Annotated in this window: 21 protein-coding genes and 3 pseudogenes; 13 read left to right on the plus strand and 11 right to left on the minus strand. The window is 53.3% G+C overall.

Translation table 11 applies throughout. From position 1 onward, the window contains the following. Positions 1 to 121: 121 nt before the first annotated feature. From H2515_RS05030 to H2515_RS05075, 10 genes and pseudogenes are all read right to left on the minus strand, one after another. Positions 122 to 451 carry an H-NS histone family protein gene (locus H2515_RS05030; RefSeq protein ID WP_065414466.1) on the minus strand — a complete coding sequence of 110 codons (330 nt, stop codon included), beginning with the start codon at positions 449 to 451 and terminating at the stop codon, positions 122 to 124. A 40-nt stretch (positions 452 to 491) separates the two neighbouring features. Further along, positions 492 to 935 carry a cyanase gene (gene cynS / locus H2515_RS05035; protein WP_065414465.1) on the minus strand — a complete coding sequence of 148 codons (444 nt, stop codon included), beginning with the start codon at positions 933 to 935 and terminating at the stop codon, positions 492 to 494. 78 nt (positions 936 to 1,013) lie between these two features. Then, positions 1,014 to 1,799, minus strand: coding sequence for a M48 family metallopeptidase (locus H2515_RS05040; RefSeq protein ID WP_198661053.1), 786 nt, complete (start codon positions 1,797 to 1,799; stop codon positions 1,014 to 1,016). After that, entirely contained in the window at positions 1,796 to 2,311 is a 516-nt protein-coding gene (locus H2515_RS05045) for a phosphatase PAP2 family protein (RefSeq protein ID WP_232821560.1), read from the minus strand. The genes H2515_RS05040 and H2515_RS05045 overlap by 4 nt, the downstream gene beginning before the upstream one ends. Before the next feature lie 68 nt (positions 2,312 to 2,379). Then, positions 2,380 to 2,961 carry a DUF4337 domain-containing protein gene (locus tag H2515_RS05050; RefSeq protein ID WP_198661055.1) on the minus strand — a complete coding sequence of 194 codons (582 nt, stop codon included), beginning with the start codon at positions 2,959 to 2,961 and terminating at the stop codon, positions 2,380 to 2,382. 60 nt (positions 2,962 to 3,021) lie between these two features. Then, positions 3,022 to 3,579: an FUSC family protein gene (locus H2515_RS05055; RefSeq protein ID WP_065412462.1), complete on the minus strand. Its 558-nt coding sequence runs from the start codon at positions 3,577 to 3,579 to the stop codon at positions 3,022 to 3,024. Position 3,580: 1 nt separating this feature from the next. Continuing rightward, complete coding sequence (locus H2515_RS05060; RefSeq protein ID WP_232821561.1) at positions 3,581 to 3,832, minus strand: pyridoxamine 5'-phosphate oxidase family protein; 252 nt, start codon at positions 3,830 to 3,832, stop codon at positions 3,581 to 3,583. A 9-nt stretch (positions 3,833 to 3,841) separates the two neighbouring features. Beyond that, positions 3,842 to 4,321: a TspO/MBR family protein gene (locus H2515_RS05065; protein WP_198661056.1), complete on the minus strand. Its 480-nt coding sequence runs from the start codon at positions 4,319 to 4,321 to the stop codon at positions 3,842 to 3,844. Next, on the minus strand, positions 4,318 to 4,545 hold the full coding sequence (locus tag H2515_RS05070) for a restriction endonuclease subunit S domain-containing protein (RefSeq protein WP_198661057.1): 228 nt from the start codon (positions 4,543 to 4,545) through the stop codon (positions 4,318 to 4,320). Before H2515_RS05070 ends, H2515_RS05065 begins: the two co-directional genes overlap by 4 nt. 539 nt (positions 4,546 to 5,084) lie before the next feature. Then, positions 5,085 to 5,447, minus strand: a pseudogene (locus tag H2515_RS05075) (IS701 family transposase); the annotation flags it as partial. Positions 5,448 to 5,933: 486 nt separating this feature from the next. On the opposite strand from H2515_RS05075, the gene H2515_RS05080 reads away from it, so the two are divergent. The 12 genes and pseudogenes from H2515_RS05080 to H2515_RS05135 all read left to right on the plus strand — a co-directional run bounded on the left by H2515_RS05080 (position 5,934) and on the right by H2515_RS05135 (position 18,455). After that, complete coding sequence (locus H2515_RS05080; RefSeq protein WP_198661059.1) at positions 5,934 to 6,812, plus strand: DUF4123 domain-containing protein; 879 nt, start codon at positions 5,934 to 5,936, stop codon at positions 6,810 to 6,812. Next, positions 6,809 to 7,669 carry a VRR-NUC domain-containing protein gene (locus H2515_RS05085; protein ID WP_198661060.1) on the plus strand — a complete coding sequence of 287 codons (861 nt, stop codon included), beginning with the start codon at positions 6,809 to 6,811 and terminating at the stop codon, positions 7,667 to 7,669. Before H2515_RS05080 ends, H2515_RS05085 begins: the two co-directional genes overlap by 4 nt. Before the next feature lie 10 nt (positions 7,670 to 7,679). Then, positions 7,680 to 8,738: a type VI immunity family protein gene (locus H2515_RS05090; protein WP_198661061.1), complete on the plus strand. Its 1,059-nt coding sequence runs from the start codon at positions 7,680 to 7,682 to the stop codon at positions 8,736 to 8,738. 166 nt (positions 8,739 to 8,904) lie between these two features. Then, entirely contained in the window at positions 8,905 to 9,546 is a 642-nt protein-coding gene (locus H2515_RS05095; RefSeq protein ID WP_198661062.1) for a hypothetical protein, read from the plus strand. A 209-nt stretch (positions 9,547 to 9,755) separates the two neighbouring features. Then, positions 9,756 to 11,275: pseudogene (gene istA, locus H2515_RS05100) on the plus strand (IS21 family transposase). A 17-nt stretch (positions 11,276 to 11,292) separates the two neighbouring features. Next, entirely contained in the window at positions 11,293 to 12,051 is a 759-nt protein-coding gene (gene istB, locus H2515_RS05105) for an IS21-like element helper ATPase IstB (protein WP_065414463.1), read from the plus strand. 286 nt (positions 12,052 to 12,337) lie between these two features. Continuing rightward, the gene (locus H2515_RS05110) at positions 12,338 to 12,997 is read left to right on the plus strand and encodes a hypothetical protein (RefSeq protein WP_198661063.1); all 660 of its coding nucleotides are present in this window, start codon (positions 12,338 to 12,340) and stop codon (positions 12,995 to 12,997) included. A 12-nt stretch (positions 12,998 to 13,009) separates the two neighbouring features. After that, a complete protein-coding gene (locus H2515_RS05115) occupies positions 13,010 to 14,104 on the plus strand; it encodes a hypothetical protein (RefSeq protein ID WP_198661064.1) in 1,095 nt (364 codons plus the stop codon). Between the two features lie 87 nt (positions 14,105 to 14,191). Then, on the plus strand, positions 14,192 to 15,250 hold the full coding sequence (locus tag H2515_RS05120; RefSeq protein WP_198661065.1) for a type VI immunity family protein: 1,059 nt from the start codon (positions 14,192 to 14,194) through the stop codon (positions 15,248 to 15,250). 289 nt (positions 15,251 to 15,539) lie between these two features. Continuing rightward, positions 15,540 to 16,865, plus strand: a complete 1,326-nt coding sequence (locus H2515_RS05125; RefSeq protein ID WP_198661066.1) for a hypothetical protein — start codon at positions 15,540 to 15,542, stop codon at positions 16,863 to 16,865. Between the two features lie 12 nt (positions 16,866 to 16,877). Further along, a complete protein-coding gene (locus tag H2515_RS05130) occupies positions 16,878 to 17,972 on the plus strand; it encodes a hypothetical protein (RefSeq protein ID WP_198661067.1) in 1,095 nt (364 codons plus the stop codon). Positions 17,973 to 18,059: 87 nt separating this feature from the next. Continuing rightward, positions 18,060 to 18,455 (plus strand): hypothetical protein, encoded by a 396-nt coding sequence (locus H2515_RS05135; protein ID WP_232821562.1) that lies wholly within the window; start codon positions 18,060 to 18,062, stop codon positions 18,453 to 18,455. Here H2515_RS05135 and H2515_RS05140 read toward each other — a convergent pair. Then, positions 18,430 to 19,644 (minus strand): hypothetical protein, encoded by a 1,215-nt coding sequence (locus H2515_RS05140; RefSeq protein ID WP_232821563.1) that lies wholly within the window; start codon positions 19,642 to 19,644, stop codon positions 18,430 to 18,432. The genes H2515_RS05135 and H2515_RS05140 overlap by 26 nt on opposite strands. Positions 19,645 to 19,821: 177 nt before the next feature. On the opposite strand from H2515_RS05140, the pseudogene H2515_RS16495 reads away from it, so the two are divergent. Continuing rightward, positions 19,822 to 19,938 (plus strand): annotated as a pseudogene (locus H2515_RS16495) (transposase domain-containing protein); the annotation flags it as partial. Positions 19,939 to 19,947 lie beyond the last annotated feature (9 nt).

The following is a 19,947-nucleotide window of genomic DNA, read 5'->3' on the forward strand; positions in this document are numbered from 1 at the left end:
ACACCACCACATAGCAGATAGAGACCCCAACTGCCTGACCATCCTGCTGACCTCTACTCCAGGTCACTCCATGCAAAGATGGCTGGCACGTTGGTATTTCTTCTGCTCTTGGAAATACTATTTACCCAGCTGCCACCTTGCAGGCTTCTTGGGTTTCGGAATCCATCTCTTTCAACCAGGTAGGCTTGGGTCCAGCCCCCTTCCATACTTTACTGGCGTCTGCGGGGTTTCTGTACCAGAACGCTGCCAGTTTACGGAGCTTACGAGTATTCGGTGTTCCTGTCGCCGGAGCGAGCTTGGCAAGATCATGAGCGGTCAACCCCAAGTCTTTGACGATTGCTCGTATCTGCTCCAGGCCTTCCTCTTTGGCTCTGCCCAGCAGTTCATCTACTCTCTTGTCAGCTGCTGCTTTGGCCCTCTTTGCTTCTTCCAGTTCGTGCATGATGCTCATCTTTACTCCTTGTGTGTGGGACTTCGAAAGGTTGTACTACTCAGTAGGTCTTGTATTTCAGATGCTTACCATTCAATACAATCTGTACTCTGTCACCATGTTCATCTTTGACCCGTTGAATGTCCATTGAAAAGTCTATTGCGCTCATGATGCCATCACCAAACTCCTCGTGAATCAATTCCTTTATGGTCGTGCCATAAACTTGAAGGATTTCATAAAGCCGATAGATCGTCGGATCGGTAGGTACGGCAGCGGGCAAAGATCCCCGCATAGGTATTTCCTGAAGAAGTCTCTCAGCCTCTTTCGGTAGATGGAGAAGCTCAACCGCTTTCCGTGCCTGATCGGGAGATAATGGCATCTGCCCCAACAATGCCGCAGTACACCACTCCTTGCTAGCCCCCAACTGTTTACAAATCTGGCTCCATCGAAGGTTCAACACATTTTTCTGCGATACAATTAATGCGGTTAACTCTGCTCTGTCCATTGCATAGATCCTTGTAAAAGATGAAGCAGTTCAGTAAAAACTTCTACATAGTTGAAGGCGGTCAGTGGAGCTACCGCACTATTCATTTTCATCTTCGCTCTCAGGTAATACCAACGGTAACCCCGCTTTTAACTTGTCCTTCACCTGTCTCCAATGCGGCATGACCCGGTCCAGAATGCCTTTAAATCGGTCATTATGTAAGCGTTCCAGTAGGTGCGTCATCTCATGCACCACCACATATTCCAGGCAGGGCTCGGGGTATTGTGCCAGGTCCAGATTCAGCCAGATTCTTCGTGCCCGAATATTACAGGTCCCCCAGCGGGTTTTCATGCGTTTGATGCCCCATTCTGCGACTTTTACCCTGAGCATGGGCTCGTATTGGGCTATGAGTTCGGGGATGCGGTCCTGTAGACTCTGCCGGTGCCAGGCTTGAACCAACCTTTCCTTGTGCTCTTTGCTGGCGCCTTGCCGACAATGCAGGTCAATATAGTGCGCATGAGTCAGTTCAATGCGTCCGGCTTGGGTGGTGGCGTGAATTCTCAACCGATATCGTCTGCCCAGGTAATAGTGACTCTCCCCGGATACATACTCACGGGGAGAAATTCTTTCCTGCCCGAGAAACTTCCGCTGCTGCTTTCTAATCCAGCTGAGACGACTGAGTACCGCTGCCCGTATCGCCTCTTCACTGAGCCTTAATGGGGCCGCCACCCGTACCCAACCCGTAGGGGGATAGACCCCCAGGTGCAGATTCTTAATAGGCTTCTTGACCACCTGCACGGACAGGTCACTGACTTGCAGTGTGAAGGTTTCAGTATTTGCATGCCCACTGCGCTTGGGCTTTGAACGCTCGAATACCTTACTCATCCGGTTGTCCTGCCGCAAGCAGTCCTATGATATATCAGCATGGCCAGCCCGGCGCCGACCAACCCGATAAAAGCTCCACCGATGACATCGGTCGGAAAATGCGCCCCGACTGCTATCCGTGACCAGGCAACCAGCAATGCATATATCAGAGCGGACACCCATATGGCTTTAGGCGATTTACCAAAAAACAAACTGCCGAACAGTAAAAAAGCCAGTGCCGCGTGTCCAGACGGAAAGCTGTGCCAATATTCCGGTTTTCCGATCACATCCACCGCCTTTTTCCCCAGTGCAGTCAATGGGCGAGGATAATCCATGTCGGGTTTGATGGTGGCTATGGCGGCCCATATTGCCAGTTCACCTATGACGAAATTCCAGAGAACCGCAAAAGAAATCCATCCAGGCTTGAAGCGATGTACGATGACCAGCAAGGCTATCCACAACGGGAAATTGCGTGGCTGGGCTACGCTGGACAGTAATGCAGCCATTTCCGCCAATGCGGGGGCTTGGCTCATATGGTTTACCCACAAGAAAATACGGGCATTCCATCCATACCAAGTGTACCACTCTGGCTGCAGGTGCTTCACGCAAAACTCAAAGCCATGCCCCACAATCCGATACCACCTATGGCACTCAGGATAGCCATACCGAAAAGCCATGTTCTTCCGGTCAGAGCAGTAACAGAAGCCAGGGAAATAGCGATCTGTAAAAAGATCATGGCGATGGCCATGTCGTTATGTGGCTTATCCAACTGCGCCGAGTGCTGATTGGCGGAATTGGAAAGTTGATCCAGATGTTCCGCTTGAAGCTGAACTTCCTTTTTCTGTTGTTTGTACTTGGCAATCTTCTTTTGGAAAGGCGCGTTTTTGCTAGTTGGTGTCATGGCTACTGCCAGATCCATCAAGTGCTCTTTGGTGCTGATAGCCTGGTAGTAGTTCCATTGGTCCGTCGCTTTGGCTTTCTCCAGTACGGCTTCGTTCTTGGCCAGCAGGACTTCGTTCATGAGATGGGTCCCCTGGTAGCTGACGATGGCACCGATCGTCGCCAGGAGGGCTGTAAAGATGGCTACCCACTGGTACAGAGAATGCTTCTTGGGATTATGGGATTCTGCCGCCTCATGGACAGCTTCTTCGTGCGGTGCGTGGGTATGTAATCCTTCGCTCATAGTTTGTTTTCCTTAAAGTAATTCTCAGTATTCACACTGTTCCTTCATCAGGGCAAAGATCTATGGTTTTCTTTTGTCCAATCCAGGCAGTTTCTCACCGAAGTAGCCACCCAGTAGGCCCACTCCGGCCCCAATGAGCACTTCTGCCGTCCGCATGGCGGCATTTATCCATGGGTTCGCTGCGTTCAAATGAGAAAAGATCACGATGATCAAAAGGGCTGAGACGACCTGCCTGCCCCGATCTGCCAATCCCACCGCCTGACTGATGAGCATAGCCAAAATGATCATCAGTGCCAGGCCCCACATATGGGGCGGGAACCAGAACAGATACACCAAGGCCACTGCCACCCCCAGGAAGGTGGAGCCCATGGTAGAGAAGAAGCTCTCACGGGTGGCCACGCGGTCATCTTTATACACACTCAACACGGTAGCCGCAGCCCACAAGGCCCCCACTACGGCCACACCGCCATGAATGGGGCCAATCAAGTCAAACTCGTATCCCAGCAGGTAGGCCATGATCACCAGGATGGTAACGTAGACACTTCGGACATACGCATCCCAGTGGTCTAGACGCTGTTCAGTCTCGTGGACTTTGCGACGTGCGGTTTCAGGCAACATGCTAACGCGCCCCGGCACCCTGTTCATCCCCGACGATCATTATCGCCGTGGGCTTTTTGGCGGCGAGGTGGGTGGTATGTGGAGAAAGCATATTCACTGCAGTATAAAACTGATGACTTGTTGCTTCATAAATAAAAGACGCCATGGATGCCTCTGGAACGCCTGCTGAATTTGGCGTTGCCAGGGTCATGGTTTGTGTATTGACTATCAGATTGCTTATTTCTGCGGCAACGACTTCTGTGCTTTCCATCATAGTCACACCTCATTCAACGAATTTTCGGTTGAGCCAATAGGTGGCCCAGTTCAAATACAACGCCACGAACAGCCATAGACCATACGGAACCAAAAGCAGTGCCGCTATTTTGTTGATGGCCACAAAGACCCCTATAGCAGTCAGGACCAGGCCTAATAGTACCAGGAGGTCTATGAGTGCCCACAACGGCTTGTGAAGCCAGAAAAAAAGCCAGGACCATGCGGCATTAGCCAATAATTGGGTGCCATAGAGAATGAGTGCGGCGGTTCGTAACGGTGCCGCAGGACTGATGAAGACTAGGGCGGCAGCCAGGGCCATGAGGATATAGAGAATGGTCCACACCACCGGAAAGACCCAAGGCGGGGGTGTGCCTGCAGGCTTACGCAGACGGTCATACCAGTCATCTGGGCGAAACAGGGAGCCTGCGGTGGCCACGGCCAGGGTGAGGGCCAGGCTGGACAAAACAACGACGGCGAACTGGTTGATCACTGGAGCATCCCCACGGTTGGTTTGGTTTTGACCGAAACCGTGCTGTGTTCTATGGGCAAGCGAATCCTGCCGGTCAGCGGTTCCTGCATCATCCCTTGTTTGAGGCGTTTGGTTTTGTTTCTGCGGGATTCCAGGGTGGTGATTTCGGTGTCCATGTCGGAGAGGATGGCGGCTATGGCTTGTTGCTCGGAAATTGCATTTGGTACATGCAGCACTAATTCCAACACATGCTCCTGTTTTGAGATGGCAGGGCCGGCCTATACATGCTGTCTACAACCATCCCTGATGTTGCCCTGCCCGGGGAGAATTTAGACGATCCGCACAGAAAAGCAACCAGCCCGCTAGGCCTCTGAGGTTCAGTGGGACGGAAAACCGGGTTAAGAGGCCAATATATATAGCCAAGAATGATGTGGCCAGTTTAATATGGGCCAGAAGTTCTTGGCCATGGGGTTTTGAGGGGGGCCAAGTAGCGTATACCCATATTGGCCATAACTACCGGTGAAATATGGACTTGTGGCGCATCTATGGCCTCCTGCCATTTCCTTCCAAGTGTCCGTGAGCAAGTGCTTGGCACTCAGCCTGAGCCACCCGCCTTAGCCCACACAAATAATTATCAGCCAGGCCCCTGATGACAGCCTCCGATGATTTTGTGTAGCCAGAGACTGAAACACTGGAACAGTGTATTTTCAGGAAAAATTTTAAATTGACCATTCATCTTGGCCTCTTAACCCGGTTTTCCGTTCCACTGGACCTCAGAGGCCTGTTTATGGCTGTGATCGAAGCGGATGGCCGCCCCGGGGGCCTTGTTAGATTGTCGCAGGACCATCGTATCGTCAATGACCATCTCGACGATCAGTAGCTTGGGCAAGGACTGCAGGAGCCATCGTACCTGGGCAATGGCCAACGCCTGGGTGCGCAAGGACTCGCGCTCCAGGAGTTTGTAATAGGTGGTCCAGTGGCAGCGGAGGGAGATGCTGCTGAGGGCGCGGGTGACCCAGCCTTCGGGCGAGACTAGGCAGCCGCAGAGCAGTTCGAGGAAGCTGCACCGCGAGCGGGGCGGCACGACCGTCAGAAAGTAGGAAATCCACTCTGAGAGGCGGAGGGAAACGAGACGATGAAAGGGCATGGGTGTGATTCCGAGAAGCCTAAAACGCTTCTCTTTGGCCGACCCTTTTTTACAAGGGTCGGCCGCACGGCACCATCACCGTGTCAAGCACTTTCGCCGGAGAAAGTGACAATCAAAACCCGGCGGAGCCGGGTCGAATGTCTAAACTAGAGTTATTTATTCAATACGGCCTGTTATACCGGGAATTCGAGGTGGAGTTCAGCATCAGGGGTTACTGGTTTGGTTTATATCCGGTTGGGGTTAGCACAAATCTACCGTGACACCGAAACATTGACGCCAATATCCATGGACAGATATGATTCATCGCCTATGCATCACCTAATAAACACGGGGAGAACACGTGAGTTCAGATACCAACTCCAGCGCAATTTACCCACAGCCATCGGAACTCGGAGCGCAGGCATTCATCGCCGAGCAGACGCAAACTTTCCAGGAAGCTGCCGAACACCACCTACCGTTCATGGGTTTGTGCAACGATTCTGAATAATGCCGCAATTCGCGTTTTATGCGATCGTCGATTCAGCGTCATCGCCGGACCTTTTCCCGCAGCTCATGCAGTTCCCCCGGCAGGCGAAATGCCTCTATAGCGGCGATATCGCACCAAAAATACGGAGTGCCGCTCCGTATCTCATTCCGCTGGTCAAAGGCAGTGATTTACTCGCTTGGTGGCACGAGCAATGCCGCAAGCTCCAGAATGGTAGTTTTGCCTGTAAGACCCGTGTCCCTCAGGAGTCCTTGCAACACCATTTCAAGTCCTTGTTGCAGGCCTGTTTACCCACAGGCAAAAAATGTTTCTTCCGCTTTTGGGACCCCCATGTGTTGCCGATTTATCTGTCCGCCTGCAATACCTACGAGAAAGCGGCTTTTATGGGCCCCATGGAAACGCTTTACATGGCCAGCTCCGCCCACGGGCCTATAAAGGCCTTTCATAATCCGCTGGCGAAACATCCCCATTACAACCCTTATACCGGCCCTGTTTATAACGATGGTGTTCCTATTTTTCAGGCCGTGCTCCATGCTTTTGCGCCTAGCGCTCAGGGGGCAATGGTGGCGACGCTCTGCAAAAAGGCCAGAAAACACTTGAAGGCGTGGTCAACCCCCTTGAGTGACGGCGAAATGGAGCGCCTCATCCAGTGGGCGATACCTCGCGCTGAGCGGTATGGGTTCAAAACGGTAGAATCCCTTTGGCTATTCCTTGTACGGATGGTGTCTGCCGGCCCTCGCTTTGACCAAATCCCGGAAATCAACGCGATATTAACGGATTCCTCTCTGGATACGGCGGGCAAAGCTCACGCCATGGCCGCGCAACATCTGCTCTTGGTATGGCCGCAGGCAAAAAGCTTCGGTATGGCGTGGGCAGAATGAGTGATCGAACAGAAAGCCCCTGCACCGAGGCATACATTCAGGAAATGCATGTTCGCGCGATTACGAGCTCAGATCCTGCCGATATGGATGAAAATCGCTCACCGCTAACCATGGCTGCTCCACCCCAAAGATTTAGTCGCGGTCCGGTTCCCCCGGAGATTTTGCCGGGTCCATACGACCAAGAGAAGAAAGATTTATGCCTGTTGTTCTGCTGTTGCGCAAAGCACCCCTCCGTGGGCACATCGGATAAAGGCGAGTCGATCAACTATTATCAGCACTGTGTTTCCGACACGCTGGACAGAATGGACAAGGAAAGCGGCGGCAAGGGCAAGTACAAGCCGGAGGTCAGCTACGCACGGGATACGGGCAAGCCCTTTCTGCACCGCGATCCAGAAGGCCGGGATACCACGGAAAAATCACATCATTGGATCCAGCGGGCCTGGAAGGAGATCCCAGGATACCGCCCCGGGGAAGGCATGGTCCGCCGACCGGATGTGTCGGTACCCCTGGATCCTGACAAACCGCTATCCCGTGCCAATCTCAAGGTGTTGGTGGAAATGAAACATAAAGGCGATGATGTAAAAAAGAATCAAATAAAGGACTACGAAAAAACCGCGGGTGACAAAAGCAAGGTCATCCTGCTCAATGAAGAGAATTGTCGATGCGATGAAAAACAGACAACCGTCGATCGCGTTATCGCGAAGACGCGCCGCGAAGTGAAGTTGCTAGAAAACTCCGCGCTGGTGCGCGCGGTGAAATACACCATGACGCACAGGCGTCTGCCCCCATTGATTTCCGGCAGCCCCGCAATCGGTGACGGTGCTGAAGAAATAATAGAGATGCTTTTCCCAAAATGAGCCGATTGACATGAACGCCGGAGACCTGATGAAACTGTTACCCTATTCGGAAGAGGGCGTCCCCCTGCTCGACTTCGCCCTGATCGGGAGCTTCTTTTTCCGCGATGGCCACACGGTCGAGCGCAGGAAACTCCTGCTGGCCTGTCTGGAACGCTATGTGGAGCTTTGCGGCGACCAGCTCCGGCATTACGTCGTCAGCGTCGGCGATGGTCGAACCAAATGGAAGGCTTACCGCCCGGATGCGGCATCCGTTATCTCCCGCAAATTTATCCATGATGAAGGGTCGTCAGCCGAGTTTTCACTCACAGGCGGCGAAGAACTGGAAATCGCCACGCCTTATACCTGTATCGCGGTTTTATCGCCGGAGTGGAAACAAGAAAGACTGCATGAGCAGAGTTTTTTCCAGTTTCGATTGCCCTTTGACTGGTTCGCCCATCATCGGGGGAACTTCCCGGACCTGTTCCGGTGGTTTGCCGCCACCCTGCAGGTCAACAGCGGCTTTGGTGGACTGGGCTTCGCTGTGGCGGATGATCGCAATCGCCAGCTGGCCGTAGAAAACCTGATCTATCACCTGGCCGAGGCGATTCCCTGTCTGGTTGTCGATCAAGGTTATGGTGAATCCGATTTTCTTTCCAAAGGGCTACGGGAGGGGAACTTCATGACGGCCATGGCCGATGAATGGGCGGAGCAGTTGGGTGGGGCCGACAAAATCGCCGCTGATCTGGGACCGGAATTCACCGTCATGCGCAACAGCAGCGGCATCACCATCCAGGCGGGCAATGAGCCTAATCCCTTGGGGCCCTCGATCTACAGACCCTTCCCCAGGCTACCGGACATGCCGGAAGAAGAGAAACTGCGTGAATTAGAGGAACAGCTGAGCGCACCGATTCCCCCCACCGACCCGGTTACGGCTTATCCGCTCTATCACAAGCTGAACCAGGTGCTGAAACCCATTCGCGTCAAACCCGAAGATTACGAATGGGGCTTACAGAATGGCCAACTGCTCTGGCGGGGCGAGGCGTTCTTCGATAAACCGAGAACTTATGCGTGGTTTGCCCGGTTTGATTGAAGGGGAACCAACCGGAACGAAAAGAGCCACGAGACACACCTTGATGCCCATTGTCCCGTAAAACGACACCCAGAACGAGAAAGGCTGCTCCAGAGTTGAATGAGTTCTTACCAAAACATATGGCCGTGATCTGCCGCACATCACAGCCTGTAACGGGATTGCCTGCGTGAGAGAACGCCTTCATGTCACAGTATGCTTTCCTAACGACAGGTATCAGATAGGCAATGGTCGCACGCTCCCACCGAAACCCTATCTCCATCTTAACAGTGGTCACGAAGGCTCATACCTTGTGCTTTCCACTTCACACATCACCAATGATATGCGCCGTCTTCTTGGGCAGGGCAATCCCATTCAATATGAGGCAAAAATCACACCCGGCCTCTTCAGCCTGCTTGATACGCTGAAAAACACCCATCCGGGAATCGCAGGAACTCACGATGATATCCAGCGTCTTCGTCTATTTCATACTGAATGGCACTGGCGCTCGATTGAGGGAAGCGTCTCTAACGAGCAGATCGTCAAGGATGTGAAGGCGGGTATCGATACCTGGGCGCTTCACGCCTTTTACTTTCCCGATCCGCGCCTGCGCCGACTCACCCGGAGAATCCCTGCACGGCCTCCCCCACCACCCACCGACAACCATGTCGCGCACTGGAGCAACCTGCAAAAAGTCAGCGCCATGTTCGACGTCATCAAAAAAGACCGCACCCTGTCAAAAGACCTCGGCCAGGATGCACAGGGGTTATTCTCTGCACAAAACATCGCCATCTGCGTATTCCGGGGCATCGTGGGCACCCATTCCGTTTGATCGTGGGCAGTGATTCTGATTGATGGTGGGCACCCGTTACGATTGATCGTGGGCACTTTTGTGGACTTTCCGGAATCGGTGCCCACGATGCCGGAACGGTGTCCCGGTTTCCCCTTGGCGAAAAGAAAACATTTTGGTCATTCATTGGCTTAAACAGCATCCTTGGCTCTTTTTACAGGAGATCCAGGATGCCCACACCGAGGATGACCATGAAGGCGATTCAAGAAGTAATCCGTTTACATGCTGCAGGCCTCAGCCAGCGGCAAATTGCGCAGGCCTGCCGTCTTTCTAAGGGAGCGGTTGGCAAATATTTGCAGAAGGCCGAACAGGCCAGTGTCTCTTGGCCTTTGCCCCCCGAAATGGACCCGGCAAAACTGGAAGCACTGCTTTTCCCAGCCATCGGTCCGCCACCGTGACGGCGCCGGTGATGCCGGATTTTGCGACCATCCACACGGAAATGCGGCGCAAGGGCATGACTCTGCAACTTTTATGGGAAGAGTATATGGCCGCGCATGACGAACAGCGCGTCTATCAGTATTCCCAGTTCTGCACCCACTATCGGGCCTGGAAAGGCTGCCTCAAACGCAGCATGCGCCAGAACCATTTGGCCGGTGACAAACTCTTTATTGATTACGCCGGCCCCACGGTGCCGATCATTGACCCCGGCACCGGCGAGATTCGCCGGGCGCAGATCTTTGTAGCCGTGTTGGGGGCTTCCAGCTATACCTATTGCGAGGCCACCTGGAGCCAGAGCCTCAGCGACTTCCTGGGGTCCCATGTGCGTGCCCTGCGGTACTTTGGCGGAGTACCCGTCCTGCTGGTCCCCGACAACCTCAAGGCGGCGGTCACCAATGCCTCCCGATACGAACCCGAGATCAATCGCAGTTATCAGGATCTGGCCACCCATTACGGGGCCGTAGTGCTTCCGACACGCCCCTATAAACCCAAAGACAAGGCGAAGGTCGAGGTCGGCGTGCAAGTGGTGGAGCGCTGGATTCTGGCGCGTCTACGCCACTTCCAGTTCTTCTCGCTGATGGATCTCAACAGGGATATCCGCCGCCTGCTGGAGGATCTGAATCAGCGCCCCTTCAAGCAGCTACCCGGCAGCCGTAAAAGCACCTTCGAGGCTTTGGATCGGCCCGCCCTAAAACCCCTGCCGGCGCAGGATTATGTCTTTGCCGTCTGGAAAACCGCCAAGGTCAGCATCGACTACCACGTAGAGTATAACCGGCATCGTTACTCGGTCCCTTACCGTCTGGCCCATGAGCGGGTCGATCTGCTGGTCAGTGCCCGAACCGTAGAAATATTCCATCAGCAACAACGGGTGGCCAGCCACCTGCGCGAGGACAGTCAGGGCCGCTACAGCACGCTCACGGAGCACATGCCCAAGGCCCATCAGCGGCATAGCGAATGGACCCCTGGACGGCTGTTGAACTGGGCACTCTCCATCGGCCCTGCGACCCGGGATGTAGTGCGCTGGCAGCTGGAGAGCAAACCCCATCCCGAGCAGGGATATCGTTCCTGCCTGGGCTTGCTCAGTCTTTCCCGCAGCTATGACAAAACCCGCCTGAATGCGGCTTGTCTCCGGGCGATGAAGGTGGGGTCCCCCACCACCAACAGCGTCAAATCTATCCTGCAACAGCGACTGGACCAGATACCGGAGACACCTCAAAAGGCGGCTCCATTGCCCGCTCACGACAACATCCGCGGACCCCGCTACTACCATTGAACAGGAAGAAAAATAGCATGTTACAACAACCCACTCTGAACGCGCTGCGGCAACTCAATCTTCACGCCATGGCCGACGCGCTCGACGAACAATCCCGCCTCCCCCAGATCCAGGATCTCTCCTTCGAGGAGCGTCTGGGACTGCTCCTGGACCGAGAACTCTGTGCCCGGGATCAACGCCGTCTGACGCGCCTGCTGAAGCTCGCCCATCTCAAGCAGAATGCCTGTGTGGAGGATATCGACTATCGCGGCTCCCGTGGACTGGACCGATCCAAGGTGATGGCACTGATCCAGAACACCTGGATTCGGCAAGGCCATAATCTGCTGATTACTGGCGCCACCGGCACCGGCAAAACCTGGCTGGGCTGTGCCCTGGGTCATCAGGCCTGCCGTCAGGGATTGAGCGTGCGGTATCTGCGCTTGCCCCGCCTGTTTGAAGAACTCCGCATTCGTCATGGTGACGGCAGCTTCGGGCGTTATCTGAATACGCTCGCCAAGGTGGATTTGATTATCTTAGACGACTGGGGGCTTGCCCCCATGAACGGGGAAGACGTTCGAGATTTATTGGAGATCATTGATGACCGGGTGAACCAACGAGCCACGCTGATTACCAGCCAACTCCCGGTGAATCATTGGCACGAATATCTGGGCGAGCCCACCGTGGCCGATGCGGTACTGGACCGGCTGCTGCAAAGTGCCCACCGATTGGACTTGAAGGGAGACTCCCTGCGTCGTCATCGTGACGCTCACGAAATACCAAAAGTTGACCCATCGTGACCACCTGAGCATAAAATGGCGGTGACCAGAATGTATGCTTTTCGGGGGTGCCCACGATCAGCGGAATCGCTGCCCACGATCGCCGGAATGCGCAGCCATCATTGGCGCGTTCTTTACTGCGGGATTTTTCGATGGATTCGATGCCGTTGCTGCTGCGGTCGGCGGACTCTGGATAGACTGGTCGCTGGTCCTCGCCTGCTGCCGCTTCGGTGTCGCGGTTATCCATGCCAGTCAGGCCACCAACCAGAACGAGATTAACCGGGCGGCCCAAAAAGCCGCATCCGCTATGATTACCTTCGGCATGGTCGGGGTGCTCAAAGGCATCGCAGATCGGGGTGAGACACCTGGCGGAGGAGGCCCTGCAAAAGACAATGCCGCAAAAGATAACCGGGAACCGCATCGAGCTCTGAAAAGCGCGTATCGAGAAGGGAAAGTTACCAAAGAACATTTCACAAACTTCAAAACTAAAAAAACCCCGGAAGAGTCGGATAGCGGTACCGCTGCAAAACTGTTTGATATGGGCTTTCCTAAAAGGGATATTGCCAAGATTGTAGAAAGCGGCAGCAATTTTGCGGACCACAAATTCACGGTCGGCGAAAAGCTCTACAAGTTCACCGGAAATGGTTATGTTCCGAATCCTAATAACGCTTATTTTCTGGACAAAAAAGGTCTAGAGGATACCATGGGAAAATTCGGCAAATCCGATGGCACATGGGACAACTGGGGGGTCAAGAATCACCTCGCGTTGCCCTGCTCGAATCTGGCCAACTCCATTGCTGAATACCCTGTAAAATCTGAAAGCACGGGATTATCCTCCAGCATAAATCCCGCCACAGAGAACTACTTTGTTGACGGTGCAGATGGCACACTGGGTTTGCCGGGAGGCGGCACGCAACTCACCCCAGGATTGGGCACCGTAGGCAATGGAACCCCATACACCCCTTAAGGAGTCTCACTCATGATCCCGATTACCCCAGACATCATCGGACCCGGCATCGAAGAAGAATATGCCGATGCCCTGGAACGTATTGACTTCCTGTACAACAAATTCAAACCATATCCTGAATCCAATGATACCCCACAGGGCCGCCTCCTGCTTAGTATAGGTTGGTTCAAAAGAGAAATCACAGGCCAACACCTGTCTATCCCTGTCGACGAATCCCACATGCATACCCTTACCTATATCTGTTTAAATGGCGACCTCGGCGGTCCTGAACAGGGGGGCACCGATGACGTCTATGATGCCATAGGAGAACTACGCATGGTTTTGGATGGCGATGGTCTCATAAAAAAGCGCCACTACCCCGTGCTCATCGCACAAATCCATGAATATCTGCAGCTCGTAAACCAGTATGTCCCAGAACAGAACAGATCGGATACCGAAAAACGGGCACTTGCAGAAATGAAAGCCGTCATGGAAAAACTCAATAAACAGGAAATGTCCCTGCCGCAAAAGAAAGCGGACTATCCGTATTTTGGGAAACCTGCCAATCTCTCACACATCCTTGACAAACACGACAAGAATGATTGGTTATTTCTTCAGGATATATACTCTGAAGTATTCGAGAGTTACCGCCCTACAGAGGCAAAGAAACCGCCCTTGCCCGCACCCCATCCCAGGCTCACCCAGCGTGCGGCCAATCTCAGCCCCGTGCGGGATTGGCTGGTGGCCAAGACCGGCACCGTTCCTCAGGCCATGGCTGAACTCAACCAGATCATGCGTGGTCGCATGCTCGAAAAGTCGGATTACCCCACCGTGGTAAACCAGATCAATCACTATTTGAAACGTGTCGACAGATATGTTCCAGCCCAGGGACGATCCCCCGCAACGCGGTCAGCACTTACGCAGATGCGGGAAATCATGGCAAGGCTCCATCACCACGAAATAGACCTCCCCGTTGAACTGGATCAATACCCAGAACTGGGTGAGTTCACCACCCTGGCGGGCATCCTCGATAAACACGATGCCGATGATTGGCTCTATTTCAACGAAATCTACTACGAGATTTTCTATGCGCGGTGCCCCAACCCTGTCTGGAAAGGCGCGCAATAATGCCCCCATGGATGCCCGGCAACCCCGCAGTTGGTGACGATGCTGAAGGTATAATGGAGATACTTTTTCCAAAATGAGCCGATCGACATGAACGCCGGAGACCTGATGAAACTGTTACCCTATTCGGAAGAGGGTGTTCCCTTGCTCGACTTCGCCCTGATCGGGAGCTTCTTTTTCCGCGATGGCCACACGGTTGAGCGCAGGAAACTCCTGCTGGCCTGCCTGGAACGCTATGTGGAGCTTTGCGGTGACCAGCTCCGACATTACGCCGTAAAGATCGGCGATGAGCGGAACAAATGGAAGGCTTACCGTCCGGATGCGGTATCCGTTATCTCCCGCAAGTTCCTTAAAGATGAAGGGTCGACTGGATACTTCAGACTCACAGGCGGCGAAGAACTGGAAATCGCCACGCCCTATTTCTGTCACGCCATCGTGGCGCCGGAGTCGAAACAAGAAAGACTACATGGGCAGAGCTTTTTTCAGTTTCGATTGCCTTTTGACTGGTTCGCCTCTCATTCGGGGAACTTCCCGGACCTGTTCCGGTGGTTTGCTGCCACCTTGCAAGTCAACAGTGGCTTTGGTGGACTGGGCTTCGCTGTGGCGGACGAGTACAATCGCCAGTTGGCCGTAGAAAACCTGATATATCACCTGGCCGAAGCGATTCCCTGTCTGGTTGTCGATCAAGGCTATTATGAGTCCCGTTTTCTTTCCAAAGGGCTACGGGAGGGGAACTTCATGACGGCCATGGCCGATGAATGGGCGGAGCAGTTGGGTGGGGCCGACAAAATCGCCGCCGATCTGGGACCGGAATTTACCGTCATGCGCAACAGCAGCGGCATCACCATCCAGGCGGGCAATGAACCGAATCCTTTGGGGCCCTCGATCTACAGACCCTTCCCCAGGCTACCGGACATGCCGGAAGAAGAAAAACTGCGTGAATTGGAGGAACATCTGAGCGCACCGGTTCCCCCAACCGACCCGGTTACGGCCTATCCGCTCTATCACAAGCTGAACCAGGTGTTGAAACCCATTCGCGTCAAACCCGAAGATTACGAATGGGGGCTACAGAACGGCCAACTGCTCTGGCGGGGCGAGGCGTTCTTCGATAAACCGAGAACTTATGCGTGGTTGGCCCGGTTTGATTGAAGGGGAACCAACCGGAACGAAAAGAGCCACGAGACACACCTTGATGCCCATTGTCCCGTAAAACGACACCCAGAACGAGAAAGGCTGCTCCAGAGTTGAATGAGTTCTTACCAAAACATATGGCCGTGATCTGCCGCACATCACAGCCTGTAACGGGATTGCCTGCGTGAGAGAACGCCTTCATGTCACAGTATGCTTTCCTAACGACAGGTATCAGATAGGCAATGGTCGCACGCTCCCACCGAAACCCTATCTCCATCTTAACAGTGGTCACGAAGGCTCATACCTTGTGCTTTCCACTTCACACATCACCAATGATATGCGCCGTCTTCTTGGGCAGGGCAATCCCATTCAATATGAGGCAAAAATCACACCCGGCCTCTTCAGCCTGCTCGACACGCTGAAAAACACCCATCCGGGAATCGCAGGAACTCACGATGATATCCAGCGTCTTCGTCTATTTCATACAGAATGGCACTGGCGTTCTATCGAGGGAAGCGTCTCTAACGAGCAGATCGTCCAGGATGTGAAGGCGGGTATCGATACCTGGGCGCTTCACGCCTTTTACTTTCCCGATCCGCGCCTGCGCCGACTCGCCCGGAGAATCCCTGCACGGCCTCCCCCACCACCCACCGACAACCATGTCGCGCACTGGAGCGACCTGCAAAAAGTCGGCGCCATGTTCGACGTCATCAAAAAAGACCGCACCCTGTCAAAAGACCTCGGCCAGGATGCACAGGGGTTATTCTCTGCACAAAACATCGCCATCATTGGCGCGTTCTTTACTGCGGGATTTTTCGATGGATTCGATGCCGTTGCTGCTGCGGTCGGCGGACTCTGGATAGACTGGTCGCTGGTCCTCGCCTGCTGCCGCTTCGGTGTCGCGGTTATCCATGCCAGTCAGGCCACCAACCAGAACGAGATTAACCGGGCGGCCCAAAAAGCCGCATCCGCTATGATTACCTTCGGCATGGTCGGGGTGCTCAAAGGCATCGCAGATCGGGGTGAGACACCTGGCGGAGGAGGCCCTGCAAAAGACAATGCCGCAAAAGATAACCGGGAACCGCATCGAGCTCTGAAAAGCGCGTATCGAGAAGGGAAAGTTACCAAAGAACATTTCACAAACTTCAAAACAATAAAAACCCCAGAGATATCCGATAACGACACAGCAGACAAACTGGAAAACCTGGGATTTCCAGGCAAGAAAGGTGCCGAGGTTGTAGAAAGCGGCAGCAATTTTGCGGACCACAAATTCACGATCGGCGAAAAGCTCTACAAGTTCACCGGAAATGGGTATACTCCGAATCCTAATAACGCTTATTTTCTGGACAAAAAAGGTCTAGAGGATGCCATGGGAAAATTCGGCAAATCCGATGGCACATGGGACAACTGGGGGATTAAAAGTTACCTCGCATTGCCCTGCTCCAACCTAGCCAACTCCATTGCTGAATACCCTGTAAAATCTGAAAGCACGGGATTATCCTCCAGCATAAATCCCGCTACAGAGAACTACTTTGTTGACGGTGCAGATGGCACACTGGGTTTGCCGGGAGGCGGCATGCAACTCACCCTAGGATTGGGCACTATAGGCAATGGAACCCCATATACCCCATAAGGAGCCCCACTCATGATTCCTATCACCCCAGACATCATCGGACCTGGCATCGAAGAAGAATATGCCGATGCCCTGGAACGCATTGACTTCTTGTACAACAAATTCAAACCATATCCTGAATCCAACGATACCCCACAGGGTCGCCTCCTGCTTAGTATAGGTTGGTTCAAAAGAGAAATCACAGGTCAACACCTGCCTATCCCTGTCGACAAATCTCATCGTCATACCATTGCTTATATGTATACAAATGGTGATCTTGGCGGTCCTGAACAAGGCAACACCGATGATGTCGATGTTGCCCTGGGAGAGTTGCTCATGGTTTTGGATGGCGATGGTCTCATAAAAAAGCGCCACTATCCCGTGGTCATTTCACAAATAAATGACTTCGCAGCGCTAGTGGCACAGAATGTTGAAATATCGGATATTTTGCCCATAGAGAAAGAGGCATTGGCACAGCTCAATAAAATAAAAGAGCAACTCACAGACCATGAAATTGATCTTCCAGTGTCAAAAAATGATTATCCAGCATGGAAAGATCCAACAGCCCTTGCACATTTCAATGATAGAGGGTTACCAAATGGATGGGCAATGAGAAAACAAATCACTCTTTCCGTGTTTAGTGGCTACACTCCATACCCTGCAAAGAAACCGCCCTTGCCCGCACCCCATCCCAGGCTCACCCAGCGTGCGGCCAATCTCAGCCCCGTGCGGGATTGGCTGGTGGCCAAGACCGGCACCGTTCCTCAGGCCATGGCTGAACTCAACCAGATCATGCGTGGTCGCATGCTCGAAAAGTCGGATTACCCCACCGTGGTAAACCAGATCAATCACTATTTGAAACGTGTCGACAGATATGTTCCAGCCCAGGGACGATCCCCCGCAACGCGGTCAGCACTTACGCAGATGCGGGAAATCATGGCAAGGCTCCATCACCACGAAATAGACCTCCCCGTTGAACTGGATCAATACCCAGAACTGGGTGAGTTCACCACCCTGGCGGGCATCCTCGATAAACACGATGCCGATGATTGGCTCTATTTCAACGAAATCTACTACGAGATTTTCTATGCGCGGTGCCCCAACCCTGTCTGGAAAGGCGCGCAATAATGCCCCCATGGATGCCCGGCAACCCCGCAATCGGTGACGGTACCGAAGAAATAATAGCGATGCTTTTCCCCAAATGAGCCGGTCGACATGAACGCCGGAGACCTGATGAAACTGTTACCCTATTCGGAAGAGGGCGTCCCCCTGCTCGACTTCGCCCTGATCGGGAGTTTCTTTTTCCGTGATGGCCACACGGTCGAGCGCAGGAAACTCCTGCTGGCCTGTCTGGAACGCTATGTGGAGCTTTGCGGCGACCAGCTCCGACATTACGCCGTAAAGATCGGCGATGGGCGAACCAAATGGAAGGCTTACCGTCCGGATGCGGTATCCGTTATCTCCCGCAAGTTCCTTAAAGATGAAGGGTCGACTGGATACTTCAGACTCACGGGCGGCGAAGAACTGGAAATCGCCACGCCCTATTTCTGTCACGCCATCGTGGCGCCGGAGTCGGGAGAGGTATTCAGTCCTTCGACTGGAACCTGTTGAACACGGTATCATTATGTTCGGGTGGAAATTTATCCATCTTGTGAAGTCGCAGGATGATGCGCTCGACGATGCAGGCAGAAACGTTGTAGCCTTCTGCGGGCGAGTTAATCCATCCTTTTCTATGAAAAATATTCAGAAGATCGCCCAACCGCATTGTCTGACCCTGAACCTCGACATCAATATTGCATTCGACCGAATAAAGTTGTTCAAGAGTCGCCACGCGAGCCTCGTTCCAGTAGATGTTGGGATTATCTGCAGGACCTTTCAGGTCCTTTTTGAAGATTCTTTTTTCCAGCAATGCAACGTTGCGCGGTTTCAGTTCCGTAGTCAGTTCCAACTTCAAGCCCATAAGCATGTCTTCGCCGCCAGCCACCATGTATGCCGGGTAGATACCGTCGACCCTTTTTTTGCGAAACGGGGCCGTGATCGAAACGAACTGCTGCGCGGGGGAGTTGTACTCGGTAGCTATGGGCTTTGGGGTTTTATCGAAAGGTTTTGGAACCTCCTGACGTGTCGGGTAGCCGACACCATAGCCGATGATCGGCTTTCCAGTGGTCTCGTGCAGGTGGGTCACTTTGGACTGTACTTTGGGTTTAGTTGGCCTCGTGGCGTCAGTCTGTACGACGTCCTGATCCATCATCAAAATTCGCTGGGGCCTGTAGGGCAGTGTATCGGCAAAGGCCAATGCGGCTGTGCGGGCAGCACCAAATCCGGTCAAAGCGCCGCCATCCCACCCGATGAGGTGAAAATTCCGATAGGTTCCAAGCACATTACTCAGTGCACTGGCATATGTTCTATAGTCCAACTTGTGGACAAGTAAATACACTGGCTCATTTCGCGCAAAACCTGGATGCCATGCCAATATTTCTTTCCCATCAATCTCTTGCTTGATTTTATTGGCGCTTCCACCACTAATCACAATAATTGGAACGTTACTTGGCTTCAAATGAGGTTCATGCGAGGGCGCCCCACGAATAAAAGAGAACCATGCGCATTCGTCGATCTGCGGCCCCCTCATCAGCGCAAGTTTTTGGCACGTCCGGATCCTGACGTCCAGAACATTCTGCATGATGAAGACGGCGCCTGGACTCTGTTCCTTGTCGACGACCACAGGAGCGTATTTGCACTCAGGTCGGGTGTCCTTGTTAATCCAGTTCGGGTTAAAGCTGAGCTTTATCGGATAACTCATAAACAGCTCTTTCATGATGTGGTTAAGATAGGAAGCGCTACGACAATGGACTTAAACAGCCTAACGTACATTTAGGCGCCGCAAGAGTATCAGATTTACATCATCTAACACAACACTCAGCCAGCCTCCGGCGCCTGCAATGCCCGGAGCTGGCTGAGAACAAATTTACCGTGGCCCAACGGCGACGAGCCCTTCGCTTATTTCTGCTACGTGCTCGAAAAGTTCCCCACATGGCCCAACAAGCGGATCCACGAACTCTTGCCGTGGAACTGGAAAAAATCTGCTTTAAACTGATTGGTGCCA

The organism is Acidithiobacillus ferrivorans, from assembly GCF_016250455.1.
Taxonomy (GTDB): domain Bacteria; phylum Pseudomonadota; class Gammaproteobacteria; order Acidithiobacillales; family Acidithiobacillaceae; genus Acidithiobacillus; species Acidithiobacillus ferrivorans.

Excerpts from the sequence above, each read along its gene's own strand:
- H2515_RS05030 (WP_065414466.1), bottom strand. The coding sequence starts at position 451 with ATGAGCATCATGCACGAACTGGAAGAAGCAAAGAGGGCCAAAGCAGCA.
- cynS (WP_065414465.1), bottom strand. The coding sequence starts at position 935 with ATGGACAGAGCAGAGTTAACCGCATTAATTGTATCGCAGAAAAATGTG.
- H2515_RS05040 (WP_198661053.1), bottom strand. The coding sequence starts at position 1,799 with ATGAGTAAGGTATTCGAGCGTTCAAAGCCCAAGCGCAGTGGGCATGCA.
- H2515_RS05045 (WP_232821560.1), bottom strand. The coding sequence starts at position 2,311 with ATGAGCCAAGCCCCCGCATTGGCGGAAATGGCTGCATTACTGTCCAGC.
- H2515_RS05050 (WP_198661055.1), bottom strand. The coding sequence starts at position 2,961 with ATGAGCGAAGGATTACATACCCACGCACCGCACGAAGAAGCTGTCCAT.
- H2515_RS05055 (WP_065412462.1), bottom strand. The coding sequence starts at position 3,579 with ATGTTGCCTGAAACCGCACGTCGCAAAGTCCACGAGACTGAACAGCGT.
- H2515_RS05060 (WP_232821561.1), bottom strand. The coding sequence starts at position 3,832 with ATGATGGAAAGCACAGAAGTCGTTGCCGCAGAAATAAGCAATCTGATA.
- H2515_RS05080 (WP_198661059.1), top strand. The coding sequence starts at position 5,934 with ATGCCGCAATTCGCGTTTTATGCGATCGTCGATTCAGCGTCATCGCCG.
- H2515_RS05085 (WP_198661060.1), top strand. The coding sequence starts at position 6,809 with ATGAGTGATCGAACAGAAAGCCCCTGCACCGAGGCATACATTCAGGAA.
- H2515_RS05090 (WP_198661061.1), top strand. The coding sequence starts at position 7,680 with ATGAACGCCGGAGACCTGATGAAACTGTTACCCTATTCGGAAGAGGGC.
- istB (WP_065414463.1), top strand. The coding sequence starts at position 11,293 with ATGTTACAACAACCCACTCTGAACGCGCTGCGGCAACTCAATCTTCAC.
- H2515_RS05110 (WP_198661063.1), top strand. The coding sequence starts at position 12,338 with ATGATTACCTTCGGCATGGTCGGGGTGCTCAAAGGCATCGCAGATCGG.
- H2515_RS05115 (WP_198661064.1), top strand. The coding sequence starts at position 13,010 with ATGATCCCGATTACCCCAGACATCATCGGACCCGGCATCGAAGAAGAA.
- H2515_RS05120 (WP_198661065.1), top strand. The coding sequence starts at position 14,192 with ATGAACGCCGGAGACCTGATGAAACTGTTACCCTATTCGGAAGAGGGT.
- H2515_RS05130 (WP_198661067.1), top strand. The coding sequence starts at position 16,878 with ATGATTCCTATCACCCCAGACATCATCGGACCTGGCATCGAAGAAGAA.
- H2515_RS05135 (WP_232821562.1), top strand. The coding sequence starts at position 18,060 with ATGAACGCCGGAGACCTGATGAAACTGTTACCCTATTCGGAAGAGGGC.
- H2515_RS05140 (WP_232821563.1), bottom strand. The coding sequence starts at position 19,644 with ATGAGTTATCCGATAAAGCTCAGCTTTAACCCGAACTGGATTAACAAG.